This is a genomic window from Nocardia flavorosea NBRC 108225, from assembly GCF_001613385.1.
Taxonomy (GTDB): Bacteria; Actinomycetota; Actinomycetes; order Mycobacteriales; family Mycobacteriaceae; genus Nocardia; species Nocardia flavorosea.
This window is the reverse complement of sequence record NZ_BDCG01000013.1, coordinates 154879-170137: the sequence shown is the minus strand read 5'-3', so window position 1 is coordinate 170137 and position 15259 is coordinate 154879. Positions and strand designations below refer to the sequence as shown.

The 15259-nt window shown below is 68.6% G+C and carries 14 protein-coding genes; 6 read left to right on the top strand and 8 right to left on the bottom strand.

Going from position 1 to position 15259, the window contains the following annotated elements; all coding sequences use genetic code 11:
• Window positions 1-244: 244 nt before the first annotated feature.
• Entirely contained in the window at window positions 245-1033 is a 789-nt protein-coding gene (locus NFL01S_RS16585; protein WP_062976248.1) for an acyl-CoA thioesterase domain-containing protein, read from the top strand.
• A gap of 5 nt (window positions 1034-1038) precedes the next feature.
• On the opposite strand, the gene NFL01S_RS16580 is transcribed toward NFL01S_RS16585, so the two are convergent.
• Together NFL01S_RS16580 and NFL01S_RS16575 are read right to left on the bottom strand one after the other, a co-directional pair.
• A complete protein-coding gene (locus tag NFL01S_RS16580; RefSeq protein ID WP_062976246.1) occupies window positions 1039-1506 on the bottom strand; it encodes a MarR family winged helix-turn-helix transcriptional regulator in 468 nt (155 codons plus the stop codon).
• 146 nt (window positions 1507-1652) lie between these two features.
• Window positions 1653-2669, bottom strand: a complete 1017-nt coding sequence (locus NFL01S_RS16575; RefSeq protein ID WP_062976244.1) for an NAD-dependent epimerase/dehydratase family protein — start codon at window positions 2667-2669, stop codon at window positions 1653-1655.
• Window positions 2670-3024: 355 nt separating this feature from the next.
• Between NFL01S_RS16575 and NFL01S_RS16570 the strand changes: the two genes are divergently transcribed.
• Window positions 3025-4755, top strand: a complete 1731-nt coding sequence (locus NFL01S_RS16570; protein ID WP_084492743.1) for a BCCT family transporter — start codon at window positions 3025-3027, stop codon at window positions 4753-4755.
• Window positions 4756-4806: 51 nt separating this feature from the next.
• On the opposite strand, the gene NFL01S_RS16565 is transcribed toward NFL01S_RS16570, so the two are convergent.
• Both NFL01S_RS16565 and NFL01S_RS16560 read right to left on the bottom strand, forming a co-directional pair.
• Window positions 4807-5046, bottom strand: a complete 240-nt coding sequence (locus tag NFL01S_RS16565; RefSeq protein ID WP_062976242.1) for a DUF6374 family protein — start codon at window positions 5044-5046, stop codon at window positions 4807-4809.
• Between the two features lie 116 nt (window positions 5047-5162).
• On the bottom strand, window positions 5163-5441 hold the full coding sequence (locus tag NFL01S_RS16560; protein WP_033244913.1) for a hypothetical protein: 279 nt from the start codon (window positions 5439-5441) through the stop codon (window positions 5163-5165).
• Between the two features lie 221 nt (window positions 5442-5662).
• On the opposite strand from NFL01S_RS16560, the gene NFL01S_RS16555 reads away from it, so the two are divergent.
• Together NFL01S_RS16555 and NFL01S_RS16550 are read left to right on the top strand one after the other, a co-directional pair.
• Window positions 5663-5956, top strand: a complete 294-nt coding sequence (locus tag NFL01S_RS16555; protein ID WP_062976240.1) for a hypothetical protein — start codon at window positions 5663-5665, stop codon at window positions 5954-5956.
• 97 nt (window positions 5957-6053) lie between these two features.
• Window positions 6054-7502 (top strand): DUF1254 domain-containing protein, encoded by a 1449-nt coding sequence (locus NFL01S_RS16550; protein ID WP_245670725.1) that lies wholly within the window; start codon window positions 6054-6056, stop codon window positions 7500-7502.
• Window positions 7503-7518: 16 nt separating this feature from the next.
• Here the strand turns inward: NFL01S_RS16550 and NFL01S_RS16545 are convergent, their stop codons facing one another.
• Window positions 7519-9615: a serine/threonine-protein kinase gene (locus NFL01S_RS16545; RefSeq protein ID WP_062976238.1), complete on the bottom strand. Its 2097-nt coding sequence runs from the start codon at window positions 9613-9615 to the stop codon at window positions 7519-7521.
• 190 nt (window positions 9616-9805) lie between these two features.
• Between NFL01S_RS16545 and NFL01S_RS16540 the strand changes: the two genes are divergently transcribed.
• On the top strand, window positions 9806-10312 hold the full coding sequence (locus NFL01S_RS16540) for an SgcJ/EcaC family oxidoreductase (RefSeq protein WP_062976236.1): 507 nt from the start codon (window positions 9806-9808) through the stop codon (window positions 10310-10312).
• Window positions 10313-10337: 25 nt separating this feature from the next.
• Here NFL01S_RS16540 and NFL01S_RS16535 read toward each other — a convergent pair whose 3' ends face one another.
• A complete protein-coding gene (locus tag NFL01S_RS16535; protein ID WP_062976234.1) occupies window positions 10338-12653 on the bottom strand; it encodes a TerD family protein in 2316 nt (771 codons plus the stop codon).
• Window positions 12654-12741: 88 nt separating this feature from the next.
• Between NFL01S_RS16535 and NFL01S_RS16530 the strand changes: the two genes are divergently transcribed.
• Window positions 12742-13242 carry a hypothetical protein gene (locus NFL01S_RS16530; protein WP_062976231.1) on the top strand — a complete coding sequence of 167 codons (501 nt, stop codon included), beginning with the start codon at window positions 12742-12744 and terminating at the stop codon, window positions 13240-13242.
• 15 nt (window positions 13243-13257) lie between these two features.
• On the opposite strand, the gene NFL01S_RS16525 is transcribed toward NFL01S_RS16530, so the two are convergent.
• Window positions 13258-13641: a hypothetical protein gene (locus tag NFL01S_RS16525; RefSeq protein ID WP_062976229.1), complete on the bottom strand. Its 384-nt coding sequence runs from the start codon at window positions 13639-13641 to the stop codon at window positions 13258-13260.
• A gap of 66 nt (window positions 13642-13707) precedes the next feature.
• The gene (pabB, locus tag NFL01S_RS16520) at window positions 13708-15243 is read right to left on the bottom strand and encodes an aminodeoxychorismate synthase component I (RefSeq protein WP_062976227.1); all 1536 of its coding nucleotides are present in this window, start codon (window positions 15241-15243) and stop codon (window positions 13708-13710) included.
• Window positions 15244-15259 lie beyond the last annotated feature (16 nt).

Below are 15259 nucleotides of genomic sequence, written 5' to 3'. Positions count from 1 at the left end.
CGGGCCGACGTCGTGTTCCTGACCCGGGCGTCGGGGCCCGGTTGCCGGGCAGGCGGCCGCGGCAGGGCTGCCCGCGTCCTGGCCTGCGGGCGCGCGAGCCGGGTTTCGAATGCGCTGTCGACGAGGCGGTTGCTGCTGCCCCGCGGAGTCGGGCGGAGGCAACGCGGCCGGGCACCTCTCGGTGGAGCTGAACTAGAACGTGTTGTAATTCTCTCGTGGGTTGCCCACGAGAGGAGTCGATACCGTGTTGGCGTTCTACAACCGAGAGGGTGTGCAATACCTGCCCACCCGGGTAGCCATATCCAGCTGGAGCCCGACCCAGGTCAGCGGGCCGGCCATCTGCGGGCTGCTCGCCCGGGAACTCGAGACGCGCGCGCCGGGCCCGGAGTTCGTCCCGGCTCGGCTCACTGTGGACCTGTTCAGTGCGGTATCCGACGAGCCCACGACCGTACGCAGCACGGTGGTCCGGGAGGGTAAACGTATCTGCGTGGCCGACGCCGAACTGCTCCAGCGCGACGAGGTGCGCTCCCGCGCCACCGTCGTGTACCTGCGGACGGGCGAGGTGCCGGCCGGTGAACTGTGGCAACCCGGCCGCCAGCTACCGGTGCCCGGTGTTCCGGACGAATCCGAAGCGGGCGGGCATCCGCTGTTGAAGAGCGGCGACCAGGCGTGGACACGCAATTTCGGCGCCAATCAGAACGCCGACCGCAAGGCGATCTGGCAGAACATGCTGCCGGTGGTCGCCGGTGATCCGGTGACTCCGTTCCAGCGGGTGGCGATGGCCGGGGACGCGGCGAGTTTCATGAGCAACTGGGGGAGCGCAGGTATCGGCTACATCAACTCCGATGTGACCCTGACACTTGCCCGGTTGCCCATCGGGCCCGGAATCGGGGTGCTGGCGCAGGATCATGTGGCCGACGCGGGGATATCGGTGGGCACGGTGAGCCTCTACGACCGGAGCGGCCCGCTGGGCACGGCGGTGGTCACCGCGGTATCCAATGTGCGGCGGCAGGTCGATATGACGCAGTTCTGACGCGGCTATCCGCGGGGCTCGGTATACGAGGGGCGGGGCCAGGGCCGGGCTTCCTGCGCTTCGAGGTCGGTGTTGAAACGCTCGAGGTAGGCGGCGAAGGTCTGCAGGTCCTCGTCGCTCCAGCCGCGTAACACCCGATCCAGGGCGTTGACGTTGTAGTCGCGGTCGGCCCGGAGGCGGCGTTTGCCTTCGGCGGTGATCCGGAACTTTCGAGCCACGCCGCCGGCCGGGTCGGAGATGCGTTCGGCCAGGCCGGCCTTCATGATCGCCGCCGTCTGCCGGTGCACGGTGGAGGTGTCCAGGCCGAATGCCTCGCTCAGCTCCCCGATGGACATCGGGCCCTCGATCCACAACCGGCTCAGCACCAGGTAGGCGCTGCGTTCCAGATGGTCGGGGCGGCGTAGGTGCGCATTGAGGCTGTGCCGCCCCAGTAGCATGGTTTCGAATTCGATCAGGCGGGTCGGCTTGTCCATGGCGGGTGTCCTGCTCGTGTGCTCATGCCGTGGTGGCCCGGCGGGCGCCCCCGGTCGTCATACCACGCCGCCGGGGTTGGTTTGTATCCTACACACTCGTTGCATAATGCATACGCGCGCCTGGCCATCAGCCCTCACCGATGCGGTCACCCGGCCGTGGTGGCGGGCCGGCGGCCTCGTCGATCCACGAAGAACCGGGCGGCAGCGGCGACGGCATCCAGTACCGGCTCCGGTTGCCAGCCGAGTTCGCGTCCGGCCTTACCGTGGTCCATCCGCGACATCACATGCATCAGGTTCACCGAGGTCACCGTGAGACGGCTGTCGCGCCCGCGGACCCGGGCCGCCGTATCGGCGACACCCGCGGCCGCATACAGCGCCGGCAGCGGAATCGCCAGGCGCGGCGGCTGCCGGTCCGCGGCATGCGCGGCAGCGGTGACCAGTTCCGCATTGGTGAGAAAGCGTTCGGCGACGATATACCGTTCGCCGGGTCTTCCGTATTCGCTCGCGAGCAGCAGGGCGCGGGCGGCATCGGCGACCCCCACCGATTCCGAACCGGTCCCGGCGAACCGGAACGGTAGTTTGCCGAGTGCGGCGGCGGCCACGAAGGAGCCGTGTGGGGTGGGCTGCCAATCGCCCGGCCCGTAGGTATTGGCCACACACATCGCGACGGCCGGCAGGCCGCGTTCGGTCGCATAGCGCAACACCAGATCCTCGGCCTCGACCCGCGAGCGAACATAAGGTCCGCCCAGGCGGGGCCAATTGAACGGCACGGTCTCGTCGACGACGGAGCCCGGGCGGCGGCCGATAGTGGCGGCGGAGCTGGTGAACACGAAACGGCGCAGTCCCGCGCCGAGGGCTGCGTCGAGGACATGGCGCAGTCCGGCGATATTGGTGCGGAACAGGGGGCCGGGATCGCGTAACCAGGCGCGGGTGTCCACCGCGCAGTGGTAGACCACATCGCAGCCGTACATCGCGGTCCGGAGCGCATCGTCGTCGAACAGATCGCCGTAGTGGATATCGAGGGGGAGGCCGGAGATCGGCCGGAGGTCGCTGGTGGGCCGGACCAGAATGCGGACGGGGGCGCCGGTGGCGGCCAGCCGGCGGGTCACCTCCGACCCGAGGAACCCGCTCGCGCCGATGACCAGTTTCACGGGATCCGTCATCCTGGCCGGCCTCCTCTGCCCTCATGTGTATCCACCGCTGTGTTCAGAGTCTCGCAAGGCCGCTGGTTCGCCGTACACAGAACCGGAGAACGGAACGGAAAGTTATTCGGACACTTGTCCGTACAGCGCGCGGTAGGTTCGCTTGTCGTCTGCTCGGCGCGGTCCGGTGGACGGCACGAATCGGTCCCAGGACGTGTTCGGTGCGTCGTCCGTGCGCCGGGGCGGTACGGTTTTTCCCGGTACATCCGTTCGGCGGCGCGGTCGCGGACGTGGGCGGGGACCGAAAAACGGCTGGTCCCCGTCGTGCGTGCGGCTGCAATGCGGAGCGCACAGTGCGATTTGAAAGGACTGGTCCATGGTGATCGACACCGGTAAGGACCCCGCGGCGCCCGAGGGCGGTTTGCCGGGATCCCCGGAAGGCAGACCCGCTTTGCGGCGGCGCGGGGTGGACTGGCTAATCTTCGGCATCACGTCCGTCGGCGCGATGGCCTTCGTACTGTGGGGGATCATCGACCAGGACAGCCTCGCGCGGGTGGCCTCCAATGCGCAGTCCTGGGTGATCACCAACACGGGGTGGCTCTTCGTTCTCGTTGCCACCTCGTTCGTCGTCTACGTGATCTGGCTCGCCCTCAGCCGGTACGGCAAGATCCCGCTCGGCGCCGACGACGAAACACCCGAATTCCGGACGGTTTCCTGGATCGCGATGATGTTCAGCGCCGGTATGGGAATCGGCCTGATGTTCTGGGGCGTCGCCGAACCGCTGACCCATTTCACCTCCCCGCCGCCGGGCACCGCCGAGCCGGGAAGCCCCCAGGCGAGCGAGGTCGCCTTGGCGACAACCCTGTTCCACTGGACCCTGCACCCGTGGGCGATCTATGCGGTCGCCGGGCTCGCCATCGCCTACGCCACCTTCCGCCGTGGCCGCTCGCAGTTGATCTCCGCGGTGTTCCGGCCGTTGCTCGGCCGGCACTCGGACGGCCTGGGCGGTAAGGCCATCGACATGATGGCGATTTTCGCGACCCTGTTCGGTTCGGCCGCCTCGCTCGGGCTCGGTGCCCTGCAGATCGGCGCGGGACTCGAATTCAACGGCTATGTCGACGCCCTTTCCAAATTGGGTCTGGTACTGGTGATCACCGGGCTCACCGCGGCCTTCATCCTGTCCGCGGTCTCCGGTATCGCGCGCGGTATCCAGTGGCTGTCGAATATCAACATGGTGCTGGCGTTGGTGCTGGCGTTGTTCGTCTTCATCGCCGGACCCACCCTGTTCATGCTGAACTTCCTGCCCACCGCCATCGGCGACTACATCGCCGATCTGCCGACCATGGCCTCGCGGACCGGTATCGCCGGTGGTGAGGAGATGGAGGCATGGCTGTCGAGCTGGACCATCTTCTACTGGGCGTGGTGGGTCTCCTGGACCCCCTTCGTCGGAATGTTCATCGCGCGGATCAGCCGTGGCCGCACCATCCGTCAGTTCGTGGCCGGGGTGCTGCTGGTGCCCAGCCTGGTGAGCCTGGTGTGGTTCGCCGTCTTCGGCGGCGCCGCGATCCGGCAGCAGACCGATACCGGCAACCTGGACGAGGCGGACGGTAGTGTGAACCCCGATTTCGCCCTCTTCCATCTGCTCGACGAGTATCCGATCACGGCGATCACCACGGTGCTGGTGATGATTCTGGTGGGCATCTTCTTCGTCTCCGGTGCGGACGCGGCGTCGATCGTGATGGGCACACTGTCCGAACGCGGCAGTATCGAACCCTCCCGGCTGACGGTCATCTTCTGGGGTACGGCCACCGGCGCGGTTGCTGCGATCATGCTGGTGATCGCCGATTCGGACGATTTAGGTGGCGCGCTGACCGGGTTGCAAGCGATCACGACCGTGGTCGCCCTGCCGTTCATGCTCGTGATGGTGATGATGTGTATCTCGCTGTATCGCGATGTGCGTACCGATCCGATCATCGTGCGGGCGAACCTGGGTGTGGAACTCGTGGAGGGCGCGGTCGCGCAGGGTGTGGTCAAGCACGAAGGCGAATTCGAGCTGGTCACGACGCCGATCGAAACGGCCGACGACGAACAGGCCACCCGCGACTAGCGCTGCGGGCTGCCCGACGAACCCCGGTCCGCGTTCGCCGCGGGCCGGGGTTCAGCGTCGATGCCCGCGGAAGTCGAGGCAGGCTCGCCCGGTGGGGAGCGGGTGCGGCAGTCGTGGCGAGCTGTTCTGGGTGGCCTCGATGTAGATGCTGAGGCCGGCGCTGACCTTGCCGGCCAAGGCCTCGAGCTGATCGGGCGAAAGGGTCTCGCCGAAGGCGGCCGCGGCGAGGAGTCGTTCCCGTACCTGTTCGAGGTTGAGCCGGGCGAACGGGATGGGGGCGAGTTCGGGCATGCCGGCTACCGTACCCGAGTTCGAACATACTTTCGATAGCCGGTTGTGTGGCGTTGCCGGAACGGCGCCGGGTTACCCCGCGGTCGGGTGCCGCCGCGGGGTGCCGCTGGAACTGCTCAGCCGATGACGGCGTTCATGATGGTGCCCGCGCTGGTGGCGACCACCCCGCCGATCATGGCTCCGGCCACCATCTTCGGTGATTCCATCGAACCGCCCGACCACTTCTCCCAGGCGAATTTGCCGCCCGCGTAGATGATCGCGGTGATGCCGGCGAGCAAGACGAACCAGGTCAGGTACTGGACCATCTGCGTGATCTTGTCGGCCAGCGGGGGTGCTTCGGGCGTGGGGTTTCCGATTTGCGCCAGTAGCGTATCGGTGACGGCGGCCAATATCATCTCGCAGCTCACTCTGTGTTCGGGGTGGGCGGGAACGCACACGCATCGTAACCGCTCGCCGGGGGTGATCGCAGTAATCCCGGTTCCCGGTAAGGATTCGGGGGTACCAGCGGTTATAGCGTGAAAGGCGCTGAGCGGCAAGAAGTTGCGCCGAGCCCGGCATCGTCTGGATGATGGAGGCGGGGCCGCAGTGCCCCGAACTCTAGGCGAGGGAGCAGACGGTGAGCATCATCGCGGCGTCGGCAGTCGACGCGATATCGGTATACGCACAGGTCAGCGACCCCACTCCGGAGGCTCCACCGCTGGCGGACAAGATCATGCAGTTCGTGCAGTACGCGACTTGGCTGGCCATCCTGTCCGGCACGGTGAGTATCGTCTTCGCCGGCGGTAGATTCGCCTGGGAGAAATGGTCCGGCGGGTCGCTGCAATCTCCGAAGATGGTGGCCGGAGCCATGATCGGCGGGGTGGTCGCCACCAGCGCCGGTACCATCATGAATACGGTGCTCGCCATCTGAGAACCGGCCGCGCCGACCGTGGCGGCAACCGTTCGGCAATTCCTGGGCGTATCCTGCGTAGCAGTCCATCCGACAGCGATGAGCAGGGAGAATGCCCATGGGCGACGGCCCGGCAGCGGTACCCGGTAACTCGCGGCGCCCGCCGGCGACCGATCGGTTCCGATTGTCCAGGCGTTCGCTGCTGGGTCTGGTCGCGGTCACCGGACTGGCGGCGTGCGGCGGCGAGAACGACGACACCGCGATCGAGCCGTCGGGAACGCCCGCCGAGCGGCGTGAAGTGGCCACCGATGCCTATGTTTTCGGTTTTCCGCTGGTGCTGATCGATACGATCCGCCGCCGGGCCCTGGAATATACGTCGGTCAACCGGTTCCAGCACACCTCCTCACTTCCCGCGTCGAGCCAGCGCACCGTCGTCCGGATCGACCTGGACAACCTGTACTCGGTGGCCTGGCTGGACCTGCGCGAGGAACCGGTGCTGTTCGAAGTACCGCAGATCGAGGACCGCTACTGGGTGATGCAGGTCCTCGACGCCTGGTCCAACACCGCCTTCACTCCGACCAGCGTGCAACCCCATGCCGAACCCGGTGCCGCCGCACCGTTCGTCTACGCCGTCACCGGACCCGGCTGGTCGGGAACACTTCCGCCCGGCGCGGTCCAGCTGCCTGTGCCCACCGCGGATGCCTGGCTGTACGGACGGATCGAGGTACGCGGCCCGGACGATGTTGCCGCCGTCCGCGATATCCAGTCCCGATTGCGGCTCGCCCCGCTGAGCGCCTGGACCACACCCGCAGCCGCCGAAGCCGATTCGATTCCGGAAAACCAGGACTGGTCGGAATCGGCCGGGCTGGACAGGCTCGACGAGATGCCGGTCCGCGATTTCTTCGACCGCATGTGTGAGCTCATGGAGAAGAATCCGCCCGCCGCCGAGGACGAACGCGCGATGGCGCGCTTCGCCACCATCGGGATCCGGCCCGGTGGTTCGCCGGAAGGTGTGAGCACGGGGGAACTCTCCGCCGGGGTCGACGCCGCCAAACGCAAGATCGCCGCGTATGTGGACCCGGGCAGCATCCTCCGCAACGGCTGGGTGCTGGACCTGAACGTCGGCCGCTACGGCACCAACTACCTGCTGCGGGCCGCGACGGCCCGCAGGGGCGTCGGTGCGAACCTCGCTGCGGTGGTGGTGTACCCGGCGATGTTCGACCAGGCCGACGACGACGGCACTCCGATCGAGTTCAGCCTGCGGTTCGAGCCCGGCGAGGCACCGCCGGTGGCAGCATTCTGGTCGCTCACCGCCTACGGTAGCGACGGTTTCCTGGTGCCGAACGAGGCGGATCTGCATACGGTGGGTCATCCGGTACCACCGGACTTCGCGCCCGATGGTTCCCTCGAATTCACCGTGCAGGCCGCCGATCCGGGCCCGGCAGTGCCGCGATCGAACTGGCTGCCGATCCCGGAGCATGGCCAATTCTCCCTGGTCATGCGGCTGTACGAACCGGAACGGCGGGTGCTGAACGGCGAGTGGTTCCCACCCCCGCTGATGCCCTGACACACCGGTCACGGGTTCAGCCGCGTAGAACCTCGGCCAGGGCCGGATCGAGCACATCGGCGAGTGCGCGCCACGGGACGGTGATACTGACCAGCCCCTTGTCCGGCGGGGCCACACTGTCTTCCTCGAAATGGATGGCCATACCTTGACCGGTGGCCACCCAATGGTGGAAGTTCTTGGTCCGCGGCTGGATTTCCCGGCGGTCGAAATCCGGGCCCGCCGGCGTCCCGGGCAGGCGCCGTTCCGCCTCGCCGGACAACCGGGCCAGCCCGGCATCCAGGTCCGGAAAAAGGTCACGCAGCGTGATCGGTTCGGCGTCGCCCGCGTTGATCGTGATGGTGGCGAGCAGTTTCTTCGGTTCGGCGGACGCGGAATCGCTCTTGCGGACCGTCGTCAGCAGAGCGCTCAGCACCTTCGGCCCGATATGCAGTTCGTCAGGCGGCCCGCTGGTCAGCTCGGACGATGCGGGGGCGTTGTCGATCTGATCCTGCAGCGCGGCGCGTACCGAATTGTTGAACCGATCCACCACGGCTGCCGTACCGCCACTCACCTGCGGTATCCGGACATTCCAGCTGACCTCGCCGTTATCGCCCCGAACCTGGGCCGACGTCTCGGTGTAGCCGCTTCCGGCAGGCGCGGTGCTCGTGGCGGAGACCGGCGTGGACGTGCCGGGCGCGGAGGACACGGGAGTACCGGCGGCGCTGCCGGGCGCCGTGGCGTCCGCCGTGCCCGGTACCTCCGATCCGGCGTTATCGGTGGCGAACACCGCGGTGGTTGCCAGCGCTGCGGCGAGCAGTGCGGCGACGGCGCCGACGATAACGGGTCGCTTTCGTACCCGTCGTCGACCGGTGTCTGCGGCCGCGGCCGGGACCGAGCCCGCGGAGGTGAGCGACCGCGTGGCCGCAGACAGACCCGGTGGCGGCGGGTCGTGGCGTGATCGCGAGGCGGGGCCACCGGAATGCCCTGGGCGCGCGCCCGGGTGCGCGGGTGGGCCGGTGGCGGAGCGCGGTGGGTGTGGATCCGAATGCGGCAGGCCTGGATATGAGGGCAGGCGGTCGGGGTTCGGGCCGCGCGGTGGGTAGCCGGACTGCCCGAGAGGCGTGCCGGCTGCGGAAGAGCCGGGGGGCCCGGCCGGTGGCGTGGCGGAGTCGAGGTGCGGAGGTTGCGGGTCGGGAGCGGAGACCCTGGTCTCGGTTGTCGCAACGGCCGGTGTCGAAGCGGCCGGCAGGACAACCGGTTCCGGGCTGCCCGCACCGCAGTCCTCGGCCGGATACGGTGATTCGAGTGCGCGCAACGCCTCTCGGCTGAAGGCGCGACACGAGTCGTAGCGGTCCGCGGGGTTCTTCGCCAGCGCCCGGTACAGCACCGCGTCGATGGCCGGCGACAGACCGGGCGCGCGCCGGGAGGCCGCCGGGGGTGGCGTGTTCAGGTGGGCGTTGACGATTGCGGCGGTACTGCCCACAGGGAACGGTTTCTCGCCGGTGAGCAGCACGAAAAGGGCGCAGCCCAAGGCATACACATCGGCACGGTGATCGACCGGGCCGGCGCTGAACTGTTCGGGTGCCGCGTAGGACACGGTGGCGATCACATCGCCGGTGCGGGTCAGGTCCGTACCTTCGCGGGCGAGTCGGGCGATTCCGAAATCGGTGAGCAGCGCCCGTTCTCCGAATTCGCGGTCCGGATCAGCGGTGACCAGGATATTCGCCGGTTTCACATCCCGGTGCAGCATCCCGTTGCGGTGGGCGTGGTCCAATCCGCGGGCGGCGTCGTCGATGATATGCGCCGCCCGGCGCGGCCCGAGCTGCGGCGAACCGGCCAGCGCGGCGGCATCGGTGCCCGGAACGTATTCCATGGCGATCCAGGGCTGACCGCCGGTGACACCGCGATCGTGGACGGTGACGATATTCGGATGCCGCAACCGGGCCGCGAGTTCGGCCTCCCGATCGAACCGGCCACGGAACCCGGCGTCGGCCAGATGGTCGGCCGGTAGCAGTTTCAGCACATCCTGCCGGGGCAGCCTGGGATGTTCGGCGAGATAGACGATACCCATCCCACCGGCACCGATCCGGCGCACGATCCGGTAGCCGGCGAATCTCGCCCCGGGTTGCAGCATTGCCCGAGACTATCGCGGATCCTGTGGGCGCCGCGGGCCGGAGGGAGCAGTCCGGTGCGCGCATATCACACCGCTGGACGGGGCAGCTCCGGGCGAATCTCCTGGTCGATTCCGGGTATTCCCCGATACCGCAGCGCGGACCCTCGGCGCAGCATCGGACTATCGGATCCGACGAATGGGGATGTGGACGATGACCGAGCAAGATATGGATACCAGGACCGAGGCGGAACAGCAGGTCCGGGAAGTGCTGAGCCGAGCCACAATGGCGTGGGCCGATAACGATGCGGTGGCCTATGCCGCGGAATTCGCCGCCGACAGCGACTATGTGGCTTTCGACGGCACCCACCTGCACGGGCGCGAGGCGAATCGCGCGCTACACGCCGGACTGTTCGAGGGGCCGCTGTACGGCACCCGCATAGAGGGGGAGATCGAATCGGTCCGCTTCCTCACCGAGGAGGTGGCCGTTGCGCATATGACCGGATCGGTGGTGTTCGCCTGGCAGGCCGGGATTCCGCGGGGCCGGTTGTCACGCAACACCTGGGTGCTGCACCGCGACGGCGGCGAATGGAAGATCGCAGCCTTCCACAACACCCGGGTCCGTCCCGCGCCCGCCGACAGCAGCCCGTTCGTCCGCTTGTTCGCCCGCTACGTCCGCCGGCGTACCGACCGTGTCCGGGCGCTGACCGGCCAGAGCTGAGACCTCGTGCGACCCGGTGCGACGCTCAGATATTCGCACCTTTCGCCCGATTGCAGCCGCGGCACAGGATCTGGAGATTCGAGGCGCTGGTGGCGCCGCCGCGGCTGAGCGGGATGATGTGGTCGAATTCGAGGTAGTGGCTTTCCCCGCATTCCACGCACTTTCCGCCGTCGCGCTGCCACACCTCGGCCTTGACCTCCTGCGGGATACTGCGCGAATCACGCTGCCCCGGGGCCAGTACGAGCCGTTTGGCGATGCGCAGCGCGCCTTCCAGAGCGGCCGCGAGGTACTCCGGATCGGCCACCGCGAAACTCGCCCCGCCCCGGGCCGAGGTGGCCGCGACGACGACCGTATCGAGTTCGGCCGCCACCGACACGATCCGCGACCACGGGATCTCCACACCGGTTCCGGGCCCGACGAACCGTAGTTTCTTGGTGCTGACGATCAACCGGCCGTCGGTGTGCTTCGGCCCGCGGGCCAGTTCCCGGATATGGGTCGCGCCGATATCCAGGTAGACCAGTTCCTCGGCGTCCAGGTGCAGGTCCGGGGTGCGGACGGTGGGCAGATCACCTTCGCGTAGCCGGGACAGCGCCCGGCCGCGGCCCATACGTGCACGTAGATCGTCGATCAGCCGGCCTGCCAGAGACAGTTCGGTGATGGCGTGCTCGACATCGTCGTATTCGTCGGCCGAGATCTGGCCGTCGGCGAAGGCGAACGCGACCCGCCGTTCCACATACTGGAGTGCCGCCGGTTCCAGTGCGTCCCGGGCGGCGGATTCGTCGATCCGCTGATAGCGCAGCGACGCCCACAGCGCGTCCCATTCCGCGCCGCGGGGCCCCGAGGCGGCCAGTACCCGTGTGGCCCGGGTATGCCAGTGGATCAGGAACTCCTCGGTCTCCGCCGCGCACGTGGCACACGGGTGGTGCCCGCCGAAGACCCGGCGGCGGCGCCGGGCGCCGCAGCGCGTGCAGTCGTGCGGATGGGGCCGGGCCGCCGGCCGGGTGTCGGCGGTCCACTGCTCGCCGTCCCACCAGCGCAGCACGGTCGGCTCGGTGGGGTCGCGATACCAGTCGGCGCGCCCCGAACCGGGCGGCGGCTCGACGGGGATGGGTTCCGCCACGGTGAGCCGGCGCAGGGTGACGGTTCCCGGTGTCCGGCGCGCGGACTGCGCGGCCTCGAAGCGGTCCCACGGTGCGGTGGCCGCGGTGCCGGAACCTGTCCGCTCGTCGAGCCGATAATGCGCATTACCCGGATGAGCCTCCGCGACCGAGCGGGGCCCGGCACTGTGCGTTCCGGGGCCTTCCCGGTCCGCTGTGACCGATCCAGCGCCGCGGGCCGTGGCGCTCGGCCGATCCCGCCGGGCGTCTCCGGTGGCCGGCGCGGCGCAGCGCGGAGGTTCCACGGTGCGTGGTGCCGGAGGGATCTCCGTCGTGTCCGGTCCGTCGTTCCGTGCGCCGGCCCGTGGCCGGTGGTCACTCCGAGGTGGTGGCGTGTTGTCGAGTGCCGAGCGGGCTGCGGAAGGCGCCGGGTGCTCCCGGGTCGCGGCCGGTCGGTGTCCTTGTCCGGCGGCGCCGGAGGCCGATCGCTGAGTGCTCGGCGCTTCGCGTGCGGACTCCTCGGACGCGCTGGGCCGGCCGGACAGTATGCGGTCGCCGTGGCGCGGTGTGTCGTCCGGGGAGCTGTGCGCCCTGGTGAGCACCGCAGTGCCCGAATCTCCGGTCGGGTCGTTCGCACGCTCGGTACCGGGCGTGCGGCCGGTGGACCTGCCTGCCGGTGCCGTCCCGGCGGGCCGGCCACTCCGGGACGCGGGCAGTGCGCTGTTCGGGTCCGGTACGGAAGGGTCGTCGACCTGGATACCGAATTCGGTCACCAGGCCTTCCATTCCCGTGGCCCAGCCCTGGCCGACCGCGCGGAACCGCCACCCTCCGTCGCGGCGGTAGAACTCCCCGAACATCATGGCCGTCACCGCTTCCGAAGCGGTGACGGCGAATTCGGCGACCGGCCCGTCCACCGCGTACACCGTGACACGCAGATCCTCGATCTGAGTGAATTCGGTGTCCTCCAGCGACCCCGACACCACGATGCGATCCACATCGGCCTCGGTACGCGGCAGCGACACACTGAGCCGGGCGGTCCCGGGGGCGGGGTCCTGGTCGAGCGTGACCGCCTGGGACATGTGCCGGGGCGCGTTGTAGAAGACCAGGTCTTTGTCGTCGCGGACCGTTCCGTCGCTGTTCAGCAGCAGGGCGTGGGCGTCCACCATATGCTCGGACCGCCAGGAAATCACCACGGCCAGAAGAGATGTCGGTATCGGCGTATTGGCGCCCTTGCTGAGTTCCATCGTCGTCGCACTATGCCATGTGGTGCCGACACGCCCGCAGGCGCGCAGGTCATGGCATTGTCCGGGGTGGATGCGGCAGAGTTGTCGCATGGCCGATCCGGGACAGCCGGGGAGCGGGAAGGCGGCGAACCGGCCGGGAGCGCGCCGGGTGCCCTCACCCGCCGATGTGCTGGCCGCCGCGCAGTCGGCGGTCGATGCGGCCCAGTCCGCGGCCGGGCAGGCCCTGGAGGCCGCGCAGCTCACCGCCGGTCAGGCGTTCGATACGGCGGTGCGGTTACCGCCGGCCTCGGCGCAACTGGCTGCGCAACTCCCCGATCTGCTGGACAACTTGTCCAGCGCCATAGACCGTCTCAATGCCACGGTCGACCGGCTCGACCGCACGCTCGCCCTCGCCGACCCCGCCTTCGCGGCCTACGACCGGCTGCTGCCACGGCTCGAGGCGTTGATCGCGCTGGGCGAGGATCTGTTCGGCGCACTGTCACGGTTGCCCGGGGCCGGCCGTATCGGCCGGATGGCCGGTCTCGGCGCGCCTCCGGAACCCGAGCCAGAACCCGAAACGCCGCGGAAGCGGCCGCGACGGAAATCCTGATCGGCGGCCGGTACGTCAGCGGCGGTCGAGAGCCCGGCCGTTGTAGGGGGTGTCGAATGTGGTGCGATCGTGTACCGGCCGGACCAGCACATCATCGTCTTCGAAGGTGATCTGTGCGTTGCGTTCGGCGCTGAGCAGGGTCAGCACCAGCCGATCCGCGACCCGCTGTGCGGCCTCTCCGTCCGGATAGCGGCCCAGCACCCGGGAGCTCGGCCCGACGGTGCCGTTGCCCCGGTCATAGTCCCAGTTCCCGCTACCGGTGGCCACCGCGAGCCGGGCGATGACTTCCGTCGCGCCCGGACTGTCGTTCGGTGCGCGCACCGTTTCGACACCGATTTCGATGATCTGATCGGCCCGAAGCCAGTCCCCACCATGCGTTTTCACCCAGAGCTGTGCCATCGCTCCATTGTTGCGCTGTTCGCGCGATCGAGCCGGGTGTTCTTCCGGACCCGGCCGCGGGATTCCTCAGATACTCGCCGGGAGGTCGCGCGACGGCCGGTGCCGCCCGGTTTCGACCGCGGATACGGCCCGGTACACCGCCCGGGCTTTGAGCAGCATCTCGTCGTATTCGTCGGCGGCGACCGAGTCCAGGACGATCGCTCCGCCCGCACCGATCTGCCAGCTGCCGCCGTGGCGGACGGCAGTGCGGATAACGATATTCAGATCGGCGGTCCCGCCCAGCCCCAGGAACCCGATGGTGCCCGAATAGATCCCGCGTGCACGGGTTTCCAGACCGTCGATGATCTCCATGGTGCGGATCTTCGGCGCGCCGGTCATCGAACCTCCGGGGAAACACGCGCGCAGGCAATCGATGACATGAAGATCGGCGCGCAGTTTTCCGCGTACCGTCGAAACCAGTTGGTGCAGAGTCGAATAGGTTTCGGTGACCAGCAGGTCCCGCACCCTGACGCTGCCGATCTCGCAGACCCGGCCCAGGTCGTTGCGCAGTAGATCGACGATCATCACGTTCTCCGCGCGGGTTTTCGGATCCTCGGTGAGGGCGTGACGCAGCCTTTCGTCCACGGCCGGGTCGGGATCGCGGCGGGCGGTGCCCTTGATCGGTTTCGTCTCGACCGTGCGGGTGCGGTCGACCTTGAGGAAACGCTCGGGGGAGGAGCATGCGATTTCCAGATCGTCGAATCGCAGGTAGGCAGAATACGGTGCGGGGTTGGCGCGGCGCAGGAGCCGATAGGTGTCGAGACCGCCGGCCGTGGCGGGCAGGTCGAGCTGGTCGGTCAGGGTGACCTCGTATGATTCCCCGGCCCGCAGCGCGGCCTGGCAGGCGGCGATATCCCGCAGGTACTGCCCGCGGCCGCGGACGAGGAGATCTTCGGCCGCGGATCCGGCAGTATCGGAGTCGGCTACGGAGTCTATGGGGTGGGCACCGTGGTCGCCGATCCCGGCAACGGCGGGCTCGAGGGGTTCGGGATTGGTCCATGTGGGCAACTGCTCCAGCGCCGCGGCCGTACTGCCCAGCCAGCTCTCGGAAGCTTGCCGTGCCGCGTGTCCAAGGCCCGTGAGTGCCACCAGATGAGTCCGGCCGGCGAGATGATCGACGACAACCAGCCGGTCCGCGAAGATCCACTGGGCATCGGGAGAGGGGGCGCGGTGTACGGCCGTGCCGCCGCAATCGGCTTTGACCTCGTAGCCCAGGTAACCGACGTAGCCCCCGGCAAAATCGAACGGCAGGTGCGCGGGCAGCGGCAAGAACCGGCGGCGCAGCGTAGCGGCCAGGTAGTCCAGGACGGTGCCCGGTTCGCGCCGGACCCGGCCGCCGGGCCCGGTGACGGTGACGAACCCGCTGCCGACCCGGTACCGCACCACTTCGGCCAGTGGTCCAGTGGCGTCGCCGAGGAACGAGAACCGGTCCAGGCCTGGTTCCACGTGTTCGCTGTCCAGCCAGAAAGCGGTGGCCGAGCCGCCGTAGAGGCGCAGGAACGCCGCCTCGGTGTCGACGGCGCGTTCGAGCACCCGGTGCTGGACGGTCACGGGATCGGGCATGGTGGTCCGAATCTAC

Coding starts and splice junctions, on each gene's coding strand:
- NFL01S_RS16580 (WP_062976246.1), bottom strand. CDS start 1,506: ATGGACAAGCCGACCCGCCTGATCGAATTCGAAACCATGCTACTGGGG.
- NFL01S_RS16575 (WP_062976244.1), bottom strand. CDS start 2,669: ATGACGGATCCCGTGAAACTGGTCATCGGCGCGAGCGGGTTCCTCGGG.
- NFL01S_RS16570 (WP_084492743.1), top strand. CDS start 3,025: ATGGTGATCGACACCGGTAAGGACCCCGCGGCGCCCGAGGGCGGTTTG.
- NFL01S_RS16565 (WP_062976242.1), bottom strand. CDS start 5,046: ATGCCCGAACTCGCCCCCATCCCGTTCGCCCGGCTCAACCTCGAACAG.
- NFL01S_RS16560 (WP_033244913.1), bottom strand. CDS start 5,441: ATGATATTGGCCGCCGTCACCGATACGCTACTGGCGCAAATCGGAAAC.
- NFL01S_RS16550 (WP_245670725.1), top strand. CDS start 6,054: ATGGGCGACGGCCCGGCAGCGGTACCCGGTAACTCGCGGCGCCCGCCG.
- NFL01S_RS16545 (WP_062976238.1), bottom strand. CDS start 9,615: ATGCTGCAACCCGGGGCGAGATTCGCCGGCTACCGGATCGTGCGCCGG.
- NFL01S_RS16540 (WP_062976236.1), top strand. CDS start 9,806: ATGACCGAGCAAGATATGGATACCAGGACCGAGGCGGAACAGCAGGTC.
- NFL01S_RS16535 (WP_062976234.1), bottom strand. CDS start 12,653: ATGGAACTCAGCAAGGGCGCCAATACGCCGATACCGACATCTCTTCTG.
- NFL01S_RS16530 (WP_062976231.1), top strand. CDS start 12,742: ATGGCCGATCCGGGACAGCCGGGGAGCGGGAAGGCGGCGAACCGGCCG.
- NFL01S_RS16525 (WP_062976229.1), bottom strand. CDS start 13,641: ATGGCACAGCTCTGGGTGAAAACGCATGGTGGGGACTGGCTTCGGGCC.
- pabB (WP_062976227.1), bottom strand. CDS start 15,243: ATGCCCGATCCCGTGACCGTCCAGCACCGGGTGCTCGAACGCGCCGTC.